This is a genomic window from Roseococcus sp., from assembly GCF_965227005.1.
Lineage (GTDB): Bacteria > Pseudomonadota > Alphaproteobacteria > Acetobacterales > Acetobacteraceae > Roseococcus.
On sequence record NZ_CBDDFJ010000038.1, the window covers coordinates 14,166 to 33,972 of the forward strand.

General features: G+C 69.8%; 22 protein-coding genes. 8 read left to right on the forward strand and 14 right to left on the reverse strand.

Going from position 1 to position 19,807, the window contains the following annotated elements; all coding sequences use genetic code 11:
• Nucleotides 1-96: 96 nt before the first annotated feature.
• From ACO057_RS22190 to ACO057_RS22210, 5 genes are read right to left on the reverse strand one after another with little or no spacing between them, the layout of a single operon-like run.
• Nucleotides 97-666, reverse strand: coding sequence for a VUT family protein (locus ACO057_RS22190; RefSeq protein WP_421995605.1), 570 nt, complete (start codon nucleotides 664-666; stop codon nucleotides 97-99).
• On the reverse strand, nucleotides 660-1,340 hold the full coding sequence (queC, locus tag ACO057_RS22195; RefSeq protein ID WP_421995607.1) for a 7-cyano-7-deazaguanine synthase QueC: 681 nt from the start codon (nucleotides 1,338-1,340) through the stop codon (nucleotides 660-662). Before queC ends, ACO057_RS22190 begins: the two co-directional genes overlap by 7 nt.
• On the reverse strand, nucleotides 1,337-2,365 hold the full coding sequence (queG, locus tag ACO057_RS22200) for a tRNA epoxyqueuosine(34) reductase QueG (protein WP_421995609.1): 1,029 nt from the start codon (nucleotides 2,363-2,365) through the stop codon (nucleotides 1,337-1,339). The genes queC and queG overlap by 4 nt, the downstream gene beginning before the upstream one ends.
• A complete protein-coding gene (locus ACO057_RS22205) occupies nucleotides 2,362-2,760 on the reverse strand; it encodes a RidA family protein (protein ID WP_421995611.1) in 399 nt (132 codons plus the stop codon). Before ACO057_RS22205 ends, queG begins: the two co-directional genes overlap by 4 nt.
• On the reverse strand, nucleotides 2,757-3,227 hold the full coding sequence (locus ACO057_RS22210; RefSeq protein WP_421995613.1) for an acyl-CoA thioesterase: 471 nt from the start codon (nucleotides 3,225-3,227) through the stop codon (nucleotides 2,757-2,759). The genes ACO057_RS22205 and ACO057_RS22210 overlap by 4 nt, the downstream gene beginning before the upstream one ends.
• Nucleotides 3,228-3,292: 65 nt before the next feature.
• Here ACO057_RS22210 and ACO057_RS22215 point away from each other — a divergent pair, with 65 nt between their 5' ends.
• The 3 genes from ACO057_RS22215 to ACO057_RS22225 are packed head-to-tail and all read left to right on the forward strand — an operon-like array spanning nucleotide 3,293 to nucleotide 5,924.
• Entirely contained in the window at nucleotides 3,293-3,916 is a 624-nt protein-coding gene (locus ACO057_RS22215) for a hypothetical protein (RefSeq protein WP_421995615.1), read from the forward strand.
• Nucleotides 3,913-5,181 carry a flavin-dependent oxidoreductase gene (locus ACO057_RS22220; protein WP_421995617.1) on the forward strand — a complete coding sequence of 423 codons (1,269 nt, stop codon included), beginning with the start codon at nucleotides 3,913-3,915 and terminating at the stop codon, nucleotides 5,179-5,181. Before ACO057_RS22215 ends, ACO057_RS22220 begins: the two co-directional genes overlap by 4 nt.
• A complete protein-coding gene (locus tag ACO057_RS22225) occupies nucleotides 5,178-5,924 on the forward strand; it encodes an enoyl-CoA hydratase (RefSeq protein WP_421995619.1) in 747 nt (248 codons plus the stop codon). The genes ACO057_RS22220 and ACO057_RS22225 overlap by 4 nt, the downstream gene beginning before the upstream one ends.
• On the opposite strand, the gene ACO057_RS22230 is transcribed toward ACO057_RS22225, so the two are convergent.
• Nucleotides 5,921-6,874, reverse strand: coding sequence for a Bug family tripartite tricarboxylate transporter substrate binding protein (locus ACO057_RS22230; RefSeq protein ID WP_421995621.1), 954 nt, complete (start codon nucleotides 6,872-6,874; stop codon nucleotides 5,921-5,923). The two genes, ACO057_RS22225 and ACO057_RS22230, sit on opposite strands and share 4 nt — an antisense overlap.
• A gap of 60 nt (nucleotides 6,875-6,934) precedes the next feature.
• Nucleotides 6,935-8,560, reverse strand: coding sequence for a thiamine pyrophosphate-binding protein (locus ACO057_RS22235; protein ID WP_421995623.1), 1,626 nt, complete (start codon nucleotides 8,558-8,560; stop codon nucleotides 6,935-6,937).
• Between the two features lie 181 nt (nucleotides 8,561-8,741).
• Here ACO057_RS22235 and ACO057_RS22240 point away from each other — a divergent pair, with 181 nt between their 5' ends.
• From ACO057_RS22240 to ACO057_RS22260, 5 genes are all read left to right on the forward strand, one after another.
• Nucleotides 8,742-10,181 (forward strand): circularly permuted type 2 ATP-grasp protein, encoded by a 1,440-nt coding sequence (locus ACO057_RS22240; RefSeq protein WP_421995625.1) that lies wholly within the window; start codon nucleotides 8,742-8,744, stop codon nucleotides 10,179-10,181.
• On the forward strand, nucleotides 10,181-11,122 hold the full coding sequence (locus ACO057_RS22245; protein ID WP_421995627.1) for an alpha-E domain-containing protein: 942 nt from the start codon (nucleotides 10,181-10,183) through the stop codon (nucleotides 11,120-11,122). Before ACO057_RS22240 ends, ACO057_RS22245 begins: the two co-directional genes overlap by 1 nt.
• A 16-nt stretch (nucleotides 11,123-11,138) precedes the next feature.
• Complete coding sequence (locus ACO057_RS22250; RefSeq protein ID WP_421995629.1) at nucleotides 11,139-11,876, forward strand: peptidase; 738 nt, start codon at nucleotides 11,139-11,141, stop codon at nucleotides 11,874-11,876.
• Nucleotides 11,877-11,962: 86 nt separating this feature from the next.
• Nucleotides 11,963-12,748 (forward strand): SDR family NAD(P)-dependent oxidoreductase, encoded by a 786-nt coding sequence (locus ACO057_RS22255; RefSeq protein ID WP_421995631.1) that lies wholly within the window; start codon nucleotides 11,963-11,965, stop codon nucleotides 12,746-12,748.
• 40 nt (nucleotides 12,749-12,788) lie between these two features.
• Nucleotides 12,789-13,601, forward strand: a complete 813-nt coding sequence (locus ACO057_RS22260) for an aspartate dehydrogenase (RefSeq protein ID WP_421995633.1) — start codon at nucleotides 12,789-12,791, stop codon at nucleotides 13,599-13,601.
• Between the two features lie 18 nt (nucleotides 13,602-13,619).
• On the opposite strand, the gene ACO057_RS22265 is transcribed toward ACO057_RS22260, so the two are convergent.
• The 7 genes from ACO057_RS22265 to ACO057_RS22295 all read right to left on the reverse strand — a co-directional run bounded on the left by ACO057_RS22265 (nucleotide 13,620) and on the right by ACO057_RS22295 (nucleotide 19,793).
• The gene (locus tag ACO057_RS22265) at nucleotides 13,620-14,150 is read right to left on the reverse strand and encodes a chromate transporter (RefSeq protein ID WP_421995635.1); all 531 of its coding nucleotides are present in this window, start codon (nucleotides 14,148-14,150) and stop codon (nucleotides 13,620-13,622) included.
• Complete coding sequence (locus ACO057_RS22270; protein ID WP_421995637.1) at nucleotides 14,147-14,701, reverse strand: chromate transporter; 555 nt, start codon at nucleotides 14,699-14,701, stop codon at nucleotides 14,147-14,149. The genes ACO057_RS22265 and ACO057_RS22270 overlap by 4 nt, the downstream gene beginning before the upstream one ends.
• The gene (locus ACO057_RS22275; RefSeq protein ID WP_421995639.1) at nucleotides 14,698-15,216 is read right to left on the reverse strand and encodes a chromate transporter; all 519 of its coding nucleotides are present in this window, start codon (nucleotides 15,214-15,216) and stop codon (nucleotides 14,698-14,700) included. The genes ACO057_RS22270 and ACO057_RS22275 overlap by 4 nt, the downstream gene beginning before the upstream one ends.
• Nucleotides 15,213-15,782, reverse strand: coding sequence for a chromate transporter (locus ACO057_RS22280; protein WP_421995641.1), 570 nt, complete (start codon nucleotides 15,780-15,782; stop codon nucleotides 15,213-15,215). Before ACO057_RS22280 ends, ACO057_RS22275 begins: the two co-directional genes overlap by 4 nt.
• On the reverse strand, nucleotides 15,775-16,953 hold the full coding sequence (locus ACO057_RS22285) for a M20 aminoacylase family protein (RefSeq protein ID WP_421995643.1): 1,179 nt from the start codon (nucleotides 16,951-16,953) through the stop codon (nucleotides 15,775-15,777). Before ACO057_RS22285 ends, ACO057_RS22280 begins: the two co-directional genes overlap by 8 nt.
• Before the next feature lie 19 nt (nucleotides 16,954-16,972).
• Complete coding sequence (locus ACO057_RS22290) at nucleotides 16,973-17,803, reverse strand: SDR family oxidoreductase (RefSeq protein ID WP_421995676.1); 831 nt, start codon at nucleotides 17,801-17,803, stop codon at nucleotides 16,973-16,975.
• Between the two features lie 277 nt (nucleotides 17,804-18,080).
• Nucleotides 18,081-19,793 (reverse strand): dihydroxy-acid dehydratase, encoded by a 1,713-nt coding sequence (locus tag ACO057_RS22295; protein ID WP_421995645.1) that lies wholly within the window; start codon nucleotides 19,791-19,793, stop codon nucleotides 18,081-18,083.
• Nucleotides 19,794-19,807 lie beyond the last annotated feature (14 nt).

Here is a 19,807-nt window from a genome sequence, read left to right on the forward strand (position 1 = left end):
TAGTGGCGCGCGGCAGCTTCCAGGCACAGAATTTCGCGTCGACGGCCTTTCCCATGCGGCCAGCAGCGGCTGCCCCTGGATCCTTCGGGGTCGGGCTTAGCCCTCGTGCGGGGTGAAGCCCAGTCGCGCGTCGCGCCGCCGCAGCCAGGCGACCAGGGGCAGCGACAGGAGAACGATCCAGGTCTTGCCCAGGACAAGGCCGATGAGGAAATCGAGGCTGGCAAAGGCCAGAGCCAGGAAGACCACGCTGTCCAGGACGAGGGCGACCAGAGAGGAGGCCGCGACGGCCAGCACGAAATTGCCCTTCTGCATCGCGGTGTAGATCCCGAAGTCCGCCATCTCGGAGATGAAGAACGCCATCACCGAGGCCAGGACCAGCGAAGGCGGCGCCACCAGCACGGACAGCAAGGTGCCCGCCAGGATCGCGCCCAGGGCGCCATTGATGCCAAGGCGCCGTTGCACGAGGTCGCGCAGCACGAAGGCCACGCCGATGGCGAGCACGCTCGACGGAGCGAGAATTCCCGGCGCGACCGGAATGAGGCAGGGCCCCTCCGGCGGGCACAGCGTGCCGAAATTGCTGATGAGCCAATTGGCGGCAGGGATGCAAAGGGCGAAGGCCGCCAGAAAGACGAAGCCTTCGATGTTCCGCCGCCGCTCGATCAACATGCGTCCGAATAAGCCGTCCAGCCGGCGGACCGCAAGTCGCAGGCAGGGCAATTTCCGCAGCCATAGCCCCAGGAATGAAGCGTTCCGCGATCGCCCTTGTAGCAGGAGTGGCTTTCGCGGCGGATGAGCTCGACCAGCGCCGGTCCGCCGAGCGATTCCGCGAGCCGCCAGGTCTGCGCCTTGTCGATCCACATGAGCGGCGTGTGCAGCACGAGGCGCGTGTTCATCCCCAGATTGATGGCGGCCTGCAGCGCCTTGATCGTGTCGTCGCGGCAGTCGGGATAGCCGGAGTAGTCCGTCTCGCACATGCCGCCCACGATGTGCTTCAGCCCGCGCCGATAGGCCAGCGCGGCGGCGAAGGTCAGGAAGATCAGGTTGCGGCCGGGGATGAAGGTATTGGGCAGTCCGTCCTCGCGCAGCGCGATCTCGGTCTCCCGGGTCAGTGCGGTCTCGCTGATCTGGCCGAGCACGCCGAGGTCGATGGTGTGGTCCGGCCCCAGCTTCGGCGAGGCCATGCCCGCGCGCAGCGCGTCGCGGCAGGTGAGCTCGACGGCATGGCGCTGGCGGTAGTCGAAGCCCAGCGTTTCGACATGATCGAAGCGGTCGAGCGCCCAGGCGAGGCAGGTGGCGCTGTCCTGCCCGCCGGAGAAGAGGACGAGGGCGCCATTCGTCATGCCAGTAACCTTTCCACGGCCCATCGCGCGGCCTCGGCGACGACGGGGTCCTCATCCTCGCACAGAGCGCGCGCCGTGGGCAGCAGCGACGCGTCGGCGCTGTTGCCGATGGCATTCAGCACGTTGCGGGTGAATCGGTTGCGGCCGATGCGCTTGATGGGGGAGCCGGAATAGCGCGCGCGGAAGGAGGCGTCGTCCAGCGTGGCGAGCAGGCTTAGCGGCGGGGCGATCTCGTCGCGCGGGGCGAACTGCATCTCGGCCGCGTCGCGGGCGAACTTGTTCCAGGGGCAGACGGCCAGGCAGTCGTCGCAGCCATAGATTCGGTTGCCCATGGCCTCGCGGAACTCGTGGGGGATGGGGCCGGGATGCTCGATGGTGAGGTAGGAGATGCAGCGCCGCGCATCGAGCCGGTAGGGGGCCGGGAAGGCGGCGGTCGGGCAGGCGTCGAGGCAGGCGCGGCACTTGCCGCAGTGGTCGGTCTCGGGCGCGTCGGGCTCGAGTTCGAGCGTGGTGTATATCTCGCCGAGGAAGAGCCAGGAGCCATGGGTACGGCTCACCAGATTGGTGTGCTTGCCCTGCCAGCCGAGCCCGGCCTGGGCGGCGAGCGGCTTTTCCATCACGGGGGCGGTATCGACGAAGACCTTGAGATCGCTGCCCTTGAACTGCCGCGCCATCCATCCGCCGAGAGCCTTGAGGCGCTTCTTCACGACGTCGTGATAGTCGCGCCCCTGGGCATAGGCGCTGATGGTGGCGCGCGTGCGCTCCTCCAGGCTGGCGAGGGGGTCGTAGGACGGGCCGTAATTCAGGCCGAGGGCGACGACGCTAATCGCTTCGGGCCAGAGCGCGCGCGGCTGGGCGCGCTGCTCGCGCCGGCCCTCCAGCCAGCCCATGGAGCCATGGGCGCCGCTCTCCACAAAGGCGTCGAGGCGGATACGGGCGGCCTCGGGAAGCAGCGCCTGGGTGAAACGGGCCACGTCGAAGCCCTGGGCGATGGCTTCGGCGCGGATGGCCTCGGTAGGCGTCACGCCTTGGTGAGGATGGCCGTCGCCTCGATCTCGACCTTCGCCTCCTCCTCCACCAGCGCGCCGACCTGCACCAGGGTCATCGCCGGGAAATGGCGGCCCATGACGGCGCGATAGGCGGGGCCGAGCTCGGCCAGGCTCGCGCGGTACTCGCCCATATCGGTCACGAACCAGGTGAGGCGCGCGATGTCCTCGGGCTTGCCGCCGGCCTCCGCCAGCACGGCGAGGATGTTCTGCAGCGCCTGGCGGGCCTGCGGCACGAAGCCCTCGGGGAAGCGGCCGGCGGCGTCCCAGCCGACCTGCCCGCCCAGGACGACGACGCGGCCTTCGCCCATCAGGGCGTTGGAATAGCCCCTGGGGGCGGGCCAGCCCTTGGGCTGCAGCGCGACGAGGCTCATGATTCGAGGCTTTCGCAGGTGGAGGCGTAGCGCGCAAGGGCGGCACGCAGATCGTCGGGGATCGTGCGGGCCCTGGCCGTGTCGAGGTCCGTCGTGGCGTTCACGAAGCGGAAGCGCACCAGCTCCGCCTCGCCGCGATGGGCGTGCAGCGTGGTCGCGTAGGAGGCCACGCCGATGCGCGTGATCATGGGAGTGAAGAGGATGCGGTCGCCCATATGGCCGGGGGCGAACCAATCGGCCTCGGCATGGACGAAGCCGGTGCCGGTGCGCCGGGCGCCGTGCAGGTCATGAAAGTCCACCTGGAGGGTGAATTCGAAGAAGTCCTCGATGGCGGCATTGGCCAAGGTGAACCAGGCGCCGAAGAAGGCGATGCCGGCTGGATCGCAATCCGAGAAACGGATGCGGCCGGGGATATGGACGGAGGCGAGCGGCAAGGCCCCGGCGGGAATCGCGTGCGGACGGATCATGCCGGACATCGTAGCGCGAAACGCCGAGGTTGACTTGGCGGGCTCCTGCGGAGCCGCGGGACGAAATGCGCACAGTGGGGATATCTGTATCGCTCGATGGACGATGTCGCGTGCGCCTGTGGGGCCTGGGCGCGGGTCTCATCGCCAGGACGGTTGTTCCCCAGGACGGCGGTGACGATCGCGCCTCGCGTTCCGATGACGGCATAAGGGCGCAAGGCAGGATGCATGAGCAAGGGGACCTCCACCTCCGGGCCGGCGGCATTGTCTCCGGATCATGTGATCATGACGTCGTCGCAGGATCGAAACCAAAGATAAAAATCATCATTCAAATTTCGGCAGTATCCATAGATGCCATAAATATTAATGGAGTATTTTACTGTATCGGATATGCTTTAGATGCCAAGCGTCTCGGCAAGGCCATCACCTGGAAATCCGGCATCCACGGCCGCATGCTCAGCTCGCCTCGGCCAGGATCCTGCACAACGACGCCGATCTGCCGTCCTGGCTTGCCCGCATCTGCCCGCCGCGGATTATGGTGTCCCTGGGGTGAGCACGCCCGTTCAGGACGGCTATGGGAAGGGCGCGCTGTTCGCCAGGCGAAGCGCGAGAGAGAGGATCTGATGGATTTCCGCTGCAAGGCCCGCCCGGCGAGCCACGCGCTTGCCCCCCTGAAGCGGATCGCGGAATGACGGGTCGCGAAATGACGGGCCGCGGACCGACTGGCCCGCGCCGGCGCTACAAGGCGCCCCCGCCGCCCGTGCTGATCGCCGGCGGCGGCATCGGCGGGCTGACGCTCGCGCTGTCGCTGCATGAGCGCGGCATCCCCTGCCGGGTGCTGGAATCCGCGCCGGAGCTGAAGCAGCTCGGCGTGGGCATCAACATCCTGCCGCATGCCATCCGCGAGCTCGCCGCCCTCGGCCTTCTTCCCGCGCTGGACAGGGCGGGCATCCGCACGCGCGAACTGCGCTACCTCAACCGCTTCGGCAGCCGCATCTGGACCGAGATGCGCGGCCTACATGCGGGCCACGACACGCCGCAATTCTCCATTCATCGCGGCCGGCTGCACGGCCTGATCTGGCAGGCGGCGCAGGAGCGGCTGGGCCAGCAGCTCTCGCCGGGGATGCGACTGGTCGGCTTCGCCCAGGGCAATGGCAGCGTGACCGCGAATTTCGCGGATGGCTCCAGCATCCGCGGCTCGGCGCTGATCGGCGCGGATGGCATTCATTCCGTCCTGCGCGCCAAGCTGCATCCCCAGGATGGCGGCATCCGCTGGAACGGCATCCAGATGTGGCGTGGCGCGGTCGACTGGCCCGCCTATGAGGGCGGCGACACCATGGTCATCGCCGGCGACATGAAGGAGAAGCTGGTCCTCTACCCTATTGGCCCGGGCGCCACGCCCGGGACGCGGCTCACCAACTGGGTCGTCTGCGCGCAGATCGGCGATCCGGCCCAGCCGCCGCCCCGCCGCGAGGACTGGTCGCGCCCCGGCACGCTGGAGGATGTGCTGCCGCACGTGCAGCGCTTCCGCGTGCCCTGGCTGGACGTCGAGGCGCTCGTCCGCGCCACGCCGGAATTCTGGGAATATCCGATGTGCGACCGCGACCCGCTGCCCTTCTGGACGAAGGAGCGCGTGACGCTGCTCGGCGACGCCGCGCATCCCATGTATCCGGTCGGCTCGAACGGCGCTTCCCAGGCGATCCTGGATGCGCGCGCGCTTGCCGCGCTGCTGGCCGACAGGCCCGTCGTCGAGGCGCTCGCCGCCTATGAGGCCGCGCGCCTGCCCGCCACGCGTGAACTCGTGCTGACCAACCGTCGCGGCGGGCCGGAACGCGTCGTGGACGTGGTGAGCGAACGTGCGCCCGACGGCTTCGACAAGCTGGAGGACGTCATCGCCATCGACGAGCTGGCCGGGATTGCCCGGGGCTATGCCCAGATGGCAGGCTTCGCGCGATGAACATCCAGATCGAACGCCGGGGCGACATCCGGCACGTCATCGTCGCCAACCACGCCAAGCTGAACACGCTCGGCTCGCCGTTGCTGGAGCAGCTCGCCCAGGCCTTCGATGTCGAGGCCGACATCCGCGCCGTCGTGCTGACCGGCGAGGGCGATCGCGCCTTCATCGGCGGGGCCGACATCAAGGAGATGGGCGCGGTGACCACGCCCGCCGGCGGCGAGGCCTTCATCCGCCGCGTGCACGGCGCCTGCGCGGCCATCCGCGCCTGCCGCGTGCCGGTGATCGCGCGCATCCAGGGCTGGTGCCTCGGCGCGGGGCTGGAGATCGCGGCAGCCTGCGACCTGCGGATCGCGGCGACGGCGGCCAAGTTCGGCATGCCCGAGGTGCGCGTCGGCATCCCCTCCGTGGTCGAGGCGGCGCTGCTGCCGGGGCTGATCGGCTGGGGCCGGACGCGGCGTCTGCTGCTGCTGGCCGAGACCATCGGCGCGGAAGAGATCGAGCGCTGGGGCTTCCTGGAGCGCGTCGTGCCGCTGGAGGCGCTGGACGCCGCCGTGGACGAATGGGTCGGCCTGCTGCGCGAGGCCGGGCCCATCGCCATCGCGAATCAGAAGACGCTGATCCGCGCCTGGGAGGACCTGCCCGTGAGCGAGGCCATCGCCGCGGGGATCGGCGCCTTCGCGAAGTCCTTCGAGACGAAGGAGCCCAACGAGATGATGGGCCACTTCCTCTCGCGGAAGCGTTAGTCGAGGCGCACGCCGGTCGCGCGGACCACCTCGCCCCAGCTGCGGACTTCCGAGCCGACGAAGCGCGTGAGCTCCTCGGGGCTGGAGCCGACGGGCAGCGCGCCCGTCGCCAGCAGGCGCTCGCGGATCTCCGGCATCGCCAGGCCCTCGCGCAGCGCGGCCGAATAGCGGGTGAGCAGCGGGGCCGGCGTGCCGCGCGGCGCGAAGACGGCTACCCAGCTCGAGGCCTGCAGCTCGGGCATGCCCAGCTCACGGAAGGTCGGCACGTCGGGCAGCGCGGGCCAGCGCTCGTCCAGCGCGACGGCAAGTGGGCGCAGGCGGCCGGCCTGGATGGCGCTGAGCGTGGAGGAGATGTTGTTGAAGGAGGCGTTGACCTGGCCCGACATCAGCTCGGTGATCAGCGGCCCCGCCTCGCGATAGGGCACGTTGGAGAGCTCGATGCCCATGCGCAGCTTCATCAGGCCGCCCGCCAGCGTCTGGGTGCTGGCCGCGCCGAGCGAGCCATAGGTCACCTGGCCGGGCCGGGCGCGCGCGTAATCCACGAATTCCTGGAAGGTGCGGGCGGGGAAGTCCGGCGAGACGACGAGGATCGTGGGCAGCATCGTCAACAGCGAGACGGGGGCGAAATCGCGCTCGACGTTGTAGGGCAGGTTGGGGGCCGTGGCCGTGATCGAGAAGATCGCCGCCGTGACCAGCAGGGTGTTGCCGTCCGGGCGGGCCTTGGCGACGAGATCCGCGCCGATGACGCCCGAGGCGCCACTGCGGTTCTCGATGATCACCGCCTGCGCGCCGACACGCTCCTGCAGGACGGGAGCGAGGAAGCGGGCGGTCTGGTCGGTGCCGCTGCCGGGCGAATTGGCGACGACCAGCCGGATCGTCGCGCCGGCCTGGGCCAAAGCCGGCGTAGCGAGCGCGAGGGGGGCCGCGCCCAGAAGGTGCCGTCGGTACATGTATTCCTCTCCATTAGTTTGGTTGCGGAGAGGAATAGCGAAATTTCCTAATATGCCAAGCTATCCACGCAAGGCCTTGATCTGCGCGGGATAGGAGCTCGGGTCCGTGCGCACGTCGATAAGGCGTGGTCCCTTCGTCGCCAGCGCCTCGGTGAGCGCGGCCTCCAGCCCGGCCGCGTCGTTCACGCGCCAGGCCGAACCGCCCATGCCCCGCATCACCTGCGCGAAATCGACCTCCGGCCATTCGAGCGTGCCCTCCGGCAGGTCGCGCTCGCCTTTCTTGATGTCGATGAGCGAGAGCGTGGCGTCGTTGAACACCACCACCGTCAGGTTCAGGCCAAGGGTCGCGGCCATGGCGAGCTCGCCGACGGCCATCAGCAGGCCGCCATCGCCCGTCAGCGCGATCGCGCCCCGCGCGGGGTCGTGCCAGGCCGCCGCGATGGCGGCCGGCAGGGCATAGCCCATGCTGGCGAGGCCGTTGGAGATGAGCAGGTCGCAGGGCCGCTCGGCCTGCCAGAAGGTGGTGCAGGGGAACATATGCGCCCCCGCATCCACCGCCACGCGCGGATCGGCGCCGAGCTTGCGGCAGGTGGCCTGCGTCACGCGCACCAACTCCGAGGGCGCCATGCCGCGATTGCCGCTGGCGGTGTTGGCGAGACCGGCGAGCCAGGCCTCGCGCAGCGCGGCCAGCCGTCCGTCCGGCCAGGCGCGGCGCGGGGCGTCCTCGGCGAGCGCCGCCGCCGCGACCTCCCAGGCGCCGACGATCGCCACCGCGGGCTTGCGGTATTCCAGCGCGCGCACGGCGGTGGCGAGATCCAGGATGGGCGCTTCGAAGCGCCAGGGCTGGGGAATGAACTCCACCGGGTCCGCGCCCGCGAGGATGATGAGGTCCGCCTCATGCAGCAGCGGCGCCTCGGCCTCGCCGCCCGTGAAGACGCCGCCGAAGAGCGGATGGCTGTCCGGCAGCACGCCCTTGGCCTTGTAGGTGACGAGGCCGGGGCAGCCGAGGGCTTCCACCAGGCGGCGCGTGGCGGCGCAGCGCGCGGGCTCGGTCGCCTCCAGCCCGATGATGACGGCCGGACGCTTCGCGGCGGCGATCATCCTGCGGGCCGCGGCGAGATCGGAGTCCGAGGGCGCGGCCAGCACCGGCAGGCGCAGGGCCGGGGCGGGCGGGGTGGGCGCGCGGGCCGCATCGCCGGCGAGTTCCAGATAGGCCGGGCCACGCGGGGCGGTCATGGCCGCGGCCAGGGCCTCGGCCGCGGCGCCCGGATGGCCGGCGGCGCGGCGCTGGGCGCGGGTCACGGGCGCCATCATGGCCGCCTGGTCGAAGAGCTGATGCGTCGCGATCGCCGCTTCCCGCGCGCCGAAGCCGTCGGCGATGAGGATGATGGGTGCGCGCTCCAGATCGGCATTGGCGATGCCGTTGGCGGCGTTGGACACGCCCGGCCCGCGCGTCACCAGCACGCCGACGGGCTTGTGGGTCATCTCCGCCAGGGCCGCGGCCATGATGCCCGCGCCGTTCTCGGTGCGCGACAGCACGAAAGGGATGCCCGCCGCCTTGGCCGAGGCGATGAGGTCGAGGCTGGACCCGCCGCCGGGCACGCCGAAGATGGCGGGCATCTGGGCCTCGGCGAAGCTCTGCACCACGGCATCCGCGCCGGTGGTGAGATGCGGTTGGTCGTTCATTCCTGGGTTTCTCCGAGACTTTGCAGGATCATAGGCGAGGCTTTCCTATCGCCCAAGCCGCCCCGCGACTGCCTGCATCCTGGGCAGATTCTCACCCAAGCCGTGCTTTGGAAGCCGGGCTGGCTTGCATTGATTGCGCGGCCGGCCCCAAGCTCACGGGCGTGAGGGAGCCGGATTCTGCATGACTGGGATCGCGTTCGACGAAATGGGGGAGGGCGACCGGCTTCGCCCTGCCTATGCAGCCATCGCGGAATGGCTGAAGTGCACGCCCCAGGGCGATCTGGCGGCCAAGCGCGCGGAGGCGGAGGTGCTGTTCCGCCGGGTCGGCATCACCTTCGCCGTCTACGGCGAGGGTGGCGATCCGGAGCGGCTCATCCCCTTCGACATCATTCCGCGCATTCTCGGCAAGTCCGAATGGGGCGGGCTGAGCGCGGGCCTCAGCCAGCGGGTGCGCGCGCTCAACGCCTTCCTGGCCGATGTCTACGGCAAGCAGGAGATCCTGAAGGCCGGCAAGATCCCCGCCGAGCTGATCTCGGGTAATGAGCAGTTCCGCCCCGAGATGCGGGACTTCACGCCGCCGGGCGGCATCTACACCCATATCGCGGGCATCGACGTGGTCCGCACCGCGCCCGACCAGTTCTACGTGCTGGAGGACAATGCGCGCACGCCCTCGGGCGTCTCCTACATGCTGGAGAATCGCGAGGCGACGATGCGCCTCTTCCCCAAGCTGCTGGCACGCCATCGCGTGGCGCCCGTGAACCGCTATCCCGAGGAACTGCTGACGACGCTCAAGGCCGCGGCGCCCGAGCGGGCAGGGCCCAATCCGACGGTCGCGATCCTCACGCCCGGCTCCTACAACAGCGCCTATTACGAGCATTGCTTCCTCGCCGACGAGATGGGCGTGGAGGTGCTGGAAGGTGCTGACCTCGTTGTCGAGGACGACATCGTCTACATGCGCACCACGGCCGGGTTGAAGCGCGTGGACGTGCTCTACCGCCGCATCGACGACGACTATCTCGACCCCCGGGTCTTCCGCCCGGACAGCACGCTGGGCGTCCCCGGCCTCATGGCCGCCTACAAGGCCGGCAACATCGCCCTGTGCAACGCGCCGGGCTGCGGCGTCGCCGACGACAAGGCGATCTATCCCTATGTGCCGGAGATGATCCGCTTCTATCTCGGCGAGGCGCCGAAGCTCGAGAACGTGCCGACCTATCTCTGCGGCCAGGACGCGGACCGGGCCTATGTGCTGGAGCATATCCACGAGCTGGTGGTGAAGCTCGCCCAGGGCTCGGGCGGCTATGGCATGCTGATCGGCCCGCATTCCACCAAGGCCGAGCAGGCGGAATTCGCCGCGCGCATCCGGGCCAATCCCCACCACTACATCGCCCAGCCGACGCTCGCGCTCTCCACCGTGCCGACGCTGGTGGAGGCCGGCATCGCGCCGCGCCATGTGGACCTGCGGCCCTTCGTGCTCAGCACCCGCGACCAGGTGCGCATCGTCCCCGGCGGCCTCACCCGCGTCGCCCTGCGCGAGGGCTCGCTGGTGGTGAATTCCTCGCAAGGCGGGGGCACCAAGGACACCTGGGTCCTGGAACGCGACCCGCAGACGGGAGGCGCGTGATGCTCAGCCGTACCGCCGACAGCCTGTTCTGGCTCGGACGCTATACCGAGCGTGCCGGCAACCTGTCCCGCGCCCTGGCCGTCACCTCGCGCATGGCGAGCCTCACCGACGAGCTCAATGCCGAGAACGACCAGTGGCGCTCACTGCTCATCGCCGCCGGCTCCGAGCCTGGATTCTTCCGCCACCACAAGGAGGCGACGGAGGAGAACGTCGTCGATTTCCTCGTGCGCGATCCGGCGAATCCCTCCGGTGTGATCCCGTGTTTTTCCGCCGCACGGCAGAATGGTCGCAGCGTGCGGACCGCGCTCACCGTCGACATGTGGAGCGCGCTGAGCGACAGCTGGGCCCATCTGCGCCATGTGACGGCGGCCGATTTCCAGGGCGGCAAGCTGCCCGGCTTCCTCGAATGGGTGCGCGAGCGCGTGCTGCTCTTCAACGGCGCGGCGATGGACACCATGCTGCGCGACGAGGCCTGGCTCTTCGTCCAGCTTGGCACCGCGCTGGAGCGCGCCGACAACACCGCGCGCCTGCTCGATGTGAAGCATGACCTGCTGAGCGCCCAGGCGCTCGATTCCACCGTCCAGCACGGGCAATGCCAGGCGGTGCTGCTCTCGGTCTCGGCCCTGCGCGCCTTCCACTGGACCTATCGCGAGCGGCTGGATCCGGCGCGGGTGGCCGAATTCCTCATCCTCAAGCCCGAGATGCCGCGCAGCCTGGCCGCCTGCTACGCGCGGGTCTGCGAGCTGCTGGACGCGATCGCGAGGCTCCAGGGCGGCCGGCGCGGCGAATGCCACCGGCTGGCCGGCGAGGTCCATGCCCGTCTCGGCGCGGAAAGGATCGAGGGCATCCTGAAGTCGGGACTGCATGAATACCTGACCCAGGCCATCGATGGCGTCGCCACGCTGGGCGGCGAGATCGAGGCGTTCTACATCCGCTCCTGATCGGGGAGCGGACAACATGACCTATTGCGTGGGCCTTCTGGTGGATGAGGGCGTCGTGATGCTCTCGGACACGCGGACCAATGCCGGGCTCGACAACATCTCGACCTTCTCGAAGATGTTCATCGTCGAGAATCCCGGCGACCGCGCGCTGGTGCTGATGACGGCGGGCAACCTCGCCATCACCCAGACGGTGTGGAACCTGCTCCAGGGCGGCGTCTGGCTGAACGGGATCTCGCAGAAGCTCGCCGACGTGCCGGACATGTTCACCGCGGCCCAGCTCGTGGGCGCGGCGGTGCGGCAGGTGGCCGCGATGGACAGCGCGGCGCTGGCCTCCCAGGGGCTGGGCTTCGACTGCAGCCTGCTGCTGGGCGGGCAGATCGCCGGCGGGCCGCCGCGGCTTTTCCTCGTCTATTCCGCCGGCAACTTCATCGAGGCGACGGACGACACGCCCTTCCTGCAGATCGGCGAGCACAAATACGGCAAGCCCATCCTGGACCGCGTGACCAGCCGCGAGACGACGCTGATCGAGGGCGTGGCGCTCACGCTCATCAGCATGGACAGCACCATCCGTTCCAACCTCTCGGTCGCCCTGCCGCTGGACCTCGCGGTGGTGCGGCGGGACCAGCTGCGGATCTGCACGCGCCGGCGCATCACCGATGACGACCCCTATTACCGCACCGTCCGCAATGGCTGGTCGCAGGCGCTGCGCGACGCCTATCTCGCGCTGCCCCGGCCGGACTTCGTGCTGAGCTAGGCGCTTCGCGCCCCGCGCACCTCCCGCCCTATGCCGCGCTCCCTGACCGGCGTTAGTCTTCGCGCGACTTCGGGAAGGAAATCCGCATGAACCTCACCATCGACGGCCGCAACGCGCTCATCACCGGCGGCTCCAAGGGCCTCGGCCTCGCCATGGCCAAGGCCTTCGCCATGGCGGGCGGCAATGTCGCGCTCGTCGCGCGCGGCGCCGAGGCGCTGGAGGCCGCCAAGGCCGAGATCCAGGCTGCCGCGCCCGGCGCCAAGGTCGCCGCCGTGCCGGCCGATATCCGCAGCGCCGAGGGCTGCGCCGGCGCCGTGGCCGATGCCGTGAAGGCGCTAGGTCCCATCGACATCCTGGTGAACAACGCCGGCACCTCGCAGCGCGGGCCCTTCCTGGATGTGGGCGAGGAGCTGTGGAAGGACGACCTGGACCTCAAGCTCATGGCCGCCGTGCGCCTGTGCAAGGGCGTGCTGCCGGGGATGAAGGCGCGCCAATGGGGCCGCATCATCAACGTGCTGAACATCGGCGCGAAGGCTCCGGCTGCGGGCTCGGCGCCCACCAGCGTGAGCCGCGCGGCCGGCATGGCGCTGACCAAGGCGCTCGCCAATGAATTCGCGCCCGACAACATCCTGGTGAACGCCATGCTGGTCGGCATCATCGAGAGCGACCAGTGGGTGCGCCGCCACGCCGCCGACAAGCGCAACATCACCTGGGAGGAGTGGAAGGCCGAGCAGGGCGCGCCCGTGCCGCTGGGCCGTATCGGCAAGGCGGAGGAATTCGCGGCGATGGCGCTGCTGCTGGTGAGCGAGCAGTGCGGCTACGTCACCGGCACGGCGATCAACGTGGATGGCGGCCGCAGCCCGGTGGTGTGAGCGGCTTCTAGGAGCAAGGGCCATCTGCTATTTGGAGCGGATGGCAAAGCAACTCACGGTCGGCATCGCCGGCCTCGGCGCGATCGGGCTTCATCTGGCCCGCGCGCTCGACCAGGGCGTCGACGGGCTGAAGCTCGTCGCCGTCAGCGCGAAGGACCAGGCGAAGGCCGCGGCGAATATCGCGGGCTTCAAGGACAGGCCGGCGATCGTCGGCCTGGCCGAGCTGGCCGAGCATGCGGACATCGTGGTGGAGGCCGCGCCGGCCGCCGTCTTCGAGCAGGTGGCCACCGCCGCCATCGCCCGTGGGCGCATCTTCGTGCCGAGCTCGGTGGGCGCGCTGCTGCCGCGCATGCATCTCGTCGAGGAAGCGAAGCGGACCGGCGCGCGGATCATCGTGCCGACCGGCGCGCTGCTCGGCCTGGACGCCGTGCGCGCGGCCGCCGAGGGCACGGTCTCGACCGTGACCATCGAGACGCGCAAGCCGCCGGGCGGTCTCGTGGGCGCGCCCTATCTCGAAGTGAACAAGATCGACCTGACGGCGGTGGACAAGCCGATGCGCGTCTTCGTGGGCAATGCCTTCGACGCGGCGCAGGGCTTCCCCGCCAATGTGAACGTGGCCGCCGCGCTGGCCCTGGCCGGCATCGGCCCCGAGCGCACCATGGTCGAGATCTGGGCCGATCCGGGCGTGACGCGCAACACGCACACCATCCGCGTGGAGTCCGAAGAAGTTCGCCTCACCATGACCATCGAGAACGTGCCGAGCCTGGAAAATCCGCGCACCGGCAAGATCACGCCGCTGAGCATCCTGGCCTGCCTGCGCGGCCTGACGAGCACGCTGAAGGTCGGCAGCTGACCGTCCGTTCCTGCGCCCTCAGCGCAGGAACAACCCGCCCAGCGTGGCGCCGACCACCAGCACCCAGAGCGGACTGCGTCGGGTCCGCCACACGAAGACCGTGCTGGCCACGCTGATCGCGATCGGCAGCCAGCCCTCCGCCGCGCCCGAGGCCAGCAGAAATCCGGAGGCCGCGATCAGCCCGATCGCGATGGGCACCATCCCCCGCTCGAAGACCCGCATCCAGCGCGCGCCGGCCACCCGCTTGCGCAGCCGCGCGAAACCATAGGCGAGCAGCGAGGTCGGCCCGCACATGGCCAGCATGGCACTGATCATGCCCAGCGGCCCGGCTACGTGCCAGCCGATCAGCCCCACCACCATGATGTTCGGCCCCGGCGCGGCCTGGGCGAGGGCGTAGCGTTTCGCGAAAGCGAGGTCGTCCATCCAGCCATGCGCTTCCACCACCATGCGGTGCATCTCGGGCAGCACGGCGATGCCGCCGCCCACGCTCAGCAGCGAGATGCCGAGGAAGCCGATGATGAGCGCCCAGAGATCGTCGTCCTCGCTCACCGGTCGAGCTCCCGCCAGGCGGCCAGCAGGCCGAGGGGGGCCAGCATCAGCAGCACATAGGGCATGCGGACATGCAGGACGGCCAGCGTGAGCGCCGTGAGCCCGATGGCCCACAGCGGCAGCGAGGGGCGCAGCTTGGTCGCCATCTTCATGGCCGTGCCCATCACCATGCCGGCGGCGGCCGCGGCGATGCCCGTCAGGATGGCGCGCACCAGCGGCAGCTGGCCGTAGGCGTCATAGAGCGAGGCGACGCCGGCCAGCAGCGTCATCGGCCCCGCGAAGAGGCCGAGCGCGCAGACCAGCGCGCCGCTCGCGCCATGGAAGCGCGTGCCGATGCCGATCGCGGTGTTGAGCGCATTGGGCCCCGGCAGCACCTGGCCGATGCCCAGGACCTCGGCGTATTCCTGCTCGGTCAGCCAGTTCTTCTTCTCGACGAAGAAGCGCCGCGCCCAGGCATTCACCCCCCCGAAGGCGGTGAGGCCGATCTGCAGATAGGCCAGGAAGAGCGCCGTGCGGCTGGGCGGCGGAAGAGTGGTCCGCCCGCCGCTCAAAGCAAGGCGAGTCCGAGCAGGCCGCCCGCCAGCAGCACCCAGAGCGGCGAATACTTCGTGCGCCAGACGAAGACCGTCGAGGCGGCGATGATGCCGAAGCTCAGCCAGTTGGTTCCCGCCGCCTGCGCCATGATGAGGCCCGAGGCCGCGATCAGCCCGACGGCGATGGGCACCAGCCCGAACTGCGCTGGCTTCATCCAGGTGTTGCCGCGCAAGCGGATGGTCAGCCCGGCCATGATCCAGGCAAGGCAGGCCGAGGGGACGAGCATGCCCAGCGTCGCCGCCGCCATGCCGGCCGCGCCCGCGACATGCCAACCCATCACCGAGGCCGCGAGGATGTTGGGCCCCGGCGCGGCCTGGGCCATGGCGAAGAGCTGGGTGAAGGTTGCGTCGTCCATCCAGCCATGCACCTCCACCACGAGGCGATGCATCTCCGGCAGGACCGCATTGGCGCCGCCGATCGCGACGAGGGAGAGGGTGCCGAAGGCGAGGAGAATCTGCCCGAGGAGGATCACGTCTGCGCTCCCGCCGCCCGCGCCCCCGCTGCACGCGCCTGGCGCAGCGAGACCCAGATGCCGAGGGGGGCGAGCAGGACCACGATCAGCAGCATCGGCAGGCGCAGCCAGGCCGCGCCCAGCATGGCGAGCAGACCCACCGCGACGAGCTGGGCCGAGGCCTTGAGGTTGAAGCCCATCTTGAGTGCCATGCCGATCACCATGCCCGCCGCCGCCGCCGCCACGCCCTTCATGAAGGGCGCGACATTCGGCAGGTCGCCATAGGCGTCATAGAGCAGCGACATGATCACCAGCAGGCAGAGCGGGCCGATATAGAGCCCCGCCGTCGCCAGCAGCGCGCCGGTGAGGCCGTAGAAGCCGCGCCCGATCATCACCGAGGCATTGCCGACATTGGGCCCGGGCAGGATCTGCCCCAGGCTCAGCACCTCGGCATATTCGCGCTCGGAGAGCCATTGGCGCTCCTCGACGATGATGTGGCGCGCCCAGGGGCCCACGCCGCCGAAGCCGAGCGCGCCGATCTTCGCGAAGCCCAGGAAGAGACCGAGTTTGGTGGGAGTTTCAGCCACGGGGCAGGAGCTGCTCGGCCAGCGTCGCCCAATAGCTCGCGCCCACGGGGAGGATCTCGTCGTTGAAGTCGTAGAGCGGATGGTGGACGCCGGGGTCCGTGCCCGTCCTGCCGCCGCCCAGCATCAGATAGGCGCCGGGCCGCTCGTTGAGCATGAAGGAGAAATCCTCCGCCCCCATGGTGGGCTTGGCCATGTGCATCACGCGCTGCTCGCCGCCCACCGCCTCGGCGGCCTGGCGCGCGAGCTGCGTGCTTTCCGCCTCGTTGACCGTGGCGGGATAGGCGCGCTTGAATTCGGCGGTGGCCGAGGCGCCGAAGCTCGCCGCGATGCCGGTGACGAGCGCCTTGAACTTGCTTTCCAGCAGGTCGCCCACCTCGGGCAGGAACCAGCGCGCGGTGCCTAGCATGGTCACCGTCTCCGGGATGACGTTGTAGGTGTGGCCGCCATTGATATGGCCGATGGTGATGACGCCCGCATCCGAGGCGTCGAGGTTGCGCGCCACCACCGTCTGCAGCGCCTGCACGATGGCCGCCGCGATCACGATGGGGTCGTTCCCTTGGAAGGGCAGCGCGCCATGCGCGCCCTTGCCGGTGATCGTCACCTCGAGATTGGCGACGGCGGCCATGACGGGACCCTCGCGCCAGACGAAGGTGCCGGCCGGCGCGCCGGGCCAGTTATGCAGCCCGAAGACGCGGTCCACGGGGAAGCGATCGAAGAGGCCCTCGGCCACCATCACGCCGCCACCGGCGAGGTTCTCCTCGGCGGGCTGGAAGATGACATAGACCGTGCCGTCGAAATTGCGCGTCTCGGCGAGGTACTTGGCCGCGCCCAGCAGCATCGTCGTGTGCCCGTCATGGCCGCAGGCGTGCATCTTGCCGGGGATGGTGGAGGCATGCGGCAGGCCGGTGGCCTCCAGGATGGGCAGGGCGTCCATATCCGCGCGCAGGCCGATGGCCTTGCCCGACTTGCCGTTGCGGCCATGGATCACGCCCACGACGCCGGTCTTGGCGAGGCCGGTCACGACCTCGTCGCAGCCGAATTCGCGCAGCTTGTCGGCGACGATGCCCGCGGTGCGGAACTCCTCGAAGCCGAGCTCGGGATGGCGGTGGAAGTCCTGGCGCCACTCCGTCATCTCGGAATGGAATTCGGCGACGCGATTGATGATGGGCATTGGGACGGTTCCTCCAGACTCAAGAAAACGTCCGCAGCAGCCCTTCGGCAAGGGGGAGGGGCTCGATCCCCAGAATTTCGCGCATGGCCGTGGTGTCGAAATCCTTGTCCTCGGTGAGACGGCGGATTTCCTCCGCCCCGATGCGCGGCAGGGAGGGGACGAGCCGGGCGAGGGGGCTGGCCAGCACGAGCAGCGACGCCGGCAGCGGCAGGACCGGGCGTGGCCGGAACCCGGCGGCACGCGCGATGGCCGCGCAGAAATCGCGATAGGCGACGGGCTGCGGCCCGGCGATGACGATCACCTGGGCCTGCGTCGTCTCCTCGACGGCCGCCGCGATGAGGCTGTCCGTGACATCGTCCTGATGGATGGGCTGCACGAGGTTGCGTCCGCCGCCGGGCAGCGGCAGCACCGGCAGGCGGCGCATGAGGGCGGCCAGGCGCTGGACATTGTCCTCGCCCTGGGCGCCGTAGATCATCGTGGGGTGCAGCAGGAAGCCGGCGCGGCCGCTGGCCAGGAAGGCGGCCTCGCCTGCGCGCACGCCATCGCCATGGGAATCCGGCCAGCGCGAATAGCGCCGCGTGCTGCCCATGAAGACGAAGGTCGCCTCCTCGGGCGCGGCCGCCAGGATCGCGGGAATATTGCGCGCATGGGCGCAGGAGATGACGACGGATGCGCCGGCCAGCGCCGCCCGCAGCGCGTCAGGGTCCTGGAGATCGGCGACGGCATGCGGGGCGTCGATGCCCAGGGCCTCCCATTTGGCCGCGCTGCGCACGACCGCGCGGAAGGGCTCGCGCAGCGCGCGGCACAGCGCCGCGCCCGAGCGCCCGGAGGCGCCGATCACTGCGATCATATTGGTCTGGGCCAGCTGCTTTGCCTCGGCATCGAGTTCGGAACGGGCGGCGGCGTTGCCGATCAACACGGCTCGGCCCATGCACCCGGCCCATTCCTGCGCAGCGCGATGCGTGGGGAATGGGCCGATGGGATGGCGGCAGCCGCCGTTGCCATAGGGGTCGACATAGAAGCCAGCGGCGCGGAGTGGCCTATCGGCCACCCGCTCGCCGCGCCGGTAGAAGCGAACCGGTTCGTCGAGGAGCCAGTTCGCGCGGTGCCGATCTGGCTCCAAGCCGTCACCGGCCTTCGGGCAGCAGGAAGCGCAGATCCGCGCCCTGCGGCGCCTGGAGCACCTCGCGCTGCACCAGCGCATCCCAGCCGCGCTTGGGCGCTTCCTTGGCCGTCCAGGCGGCGCGGCGGGCGGCCAGCTCGGCCTCGTCCACCAGCAGGTCGAGGCTGCGGTTCTTCACCGAGAGGCGGATGCGGTCGCCCGTCTTCACCAGGGCCAGCGGGCCGCCGGCCTCGGCCTCGGGCGAGATGTGCAGCACCACCGTGCCGAAGGCCGTGCCGGACATGCGGCAGTCGCTCATCCGCACCATGTCCTTCACGCCGGCGCGGGCCAGCTTGCGCGGGATGGGCAGGTAGCCCGCCTCGGGGAAGCCCGCGGTGCTGAGCGGCCCCGCGCCCTTCAGGATCATGATGTCGTCCTTGTTGACGTCGAGGTCGTCGCTGTCGATGCGCGCGGCCAGGTCCTCCACGCCGTCGAAGACCATGCAGCGCGCCTCGGTCTCGAAGAGCGATTCGGTCGCCGCGCTGCGCTTGAGGATCGCACCGTCCGGCGCCAGCGAGCCGAAGAGGGAGACGATGCCGCCCACCGGCGAGACCGGGGCGTTGCGCGCCTTGATATAGGTGCGGTCGACGAACTTCGGCCCGTCACCGAGGCGATCGCCCAGGGTGACGCCGTCCAGGTCCTTGGTGTCGAGATGCAGCAGGTCGCGGATCTCGTGCAGCAGGGCGACCATGCCGCCGGCCGCATGGAAGTCCTCCATGTAGCCCTCGCCGGTCGGCTTGAGGTCGACCAGCACGGGCGTCGTGTCGGAGAGCTCGTTGAGGCGGCGATAGTCGATCTTGATGCCCACGCGCCCGGCGATGGCCGCGAGGTGCACCAGCGCATTGGTCGAGCCGCCGAGGGTGAGAAGCACGCGCAGCGCGTTCTCCACGCTCTTCTCGGTGATGATCTCATCCGGCCGGACGGGCTTGTGGATGAGGCGCACGGCCTGGGCGCCAGCCTCCTCGGCGGCGCGCAGGCGGTCGGAATGCACGGCCGGGATGCTGGCGGCGTCCAGCGGCATGAAGCCGAGCGTGCTGGTCAGGCAGGCCATGGTGCTGGCCGTGCCCATCACGCCGCAGGTGCCGGCGGTGACGGCCAGCGAGCCCTCGATCTCCTGGATGCGCTCGTCGGAGACGTCGCCGGCGCGGTAGCGCGCCCAGTAGCGGCGGCAGTCGGTGCAGGCGGCCAGGCGCTCGCCCTGGTAGCGGTTGGCGCTCATTGGGCCGACCACGAGCTGCACGGCGGGCGTGCCGGCGGAGGCGGCGGCCATGAGCTGGGCGGGCACGGTCTTGTCGCAGCCGCCGACGAGGACGACCGAATCCATGGGCTGGGCCGCGATCATCGCCTCGGTGTCGAGGGCCATGAGGTTGCGGTAGTGCATGGAGCAGGGGGTGAGATAGGGCTCGCAGAGGCTGATCGTGGGGAAGGCCATGGGCAGGCCACCTGCCATCAGCACGCCGCGCTTCACCGCCTCGATGAGCTCGGGCACGGAGCGGTGGCAGTTGTTGAGGTCGCTGCCGGTGTCGACGATGCCGACCACGGGGCGGCTGAGCGCCTCGGCCGAATATCCCATGGACTTGGCGAAGGAGCGGCGGAGGTAGAGGGCGAATTCCTTGTCGCCGTAATTCGCCGCGTTGCGGGCCAGGCCCTTGGGCTCGCTGCCCTTTTTCTCGTCCATGGAAGTCCTCACTC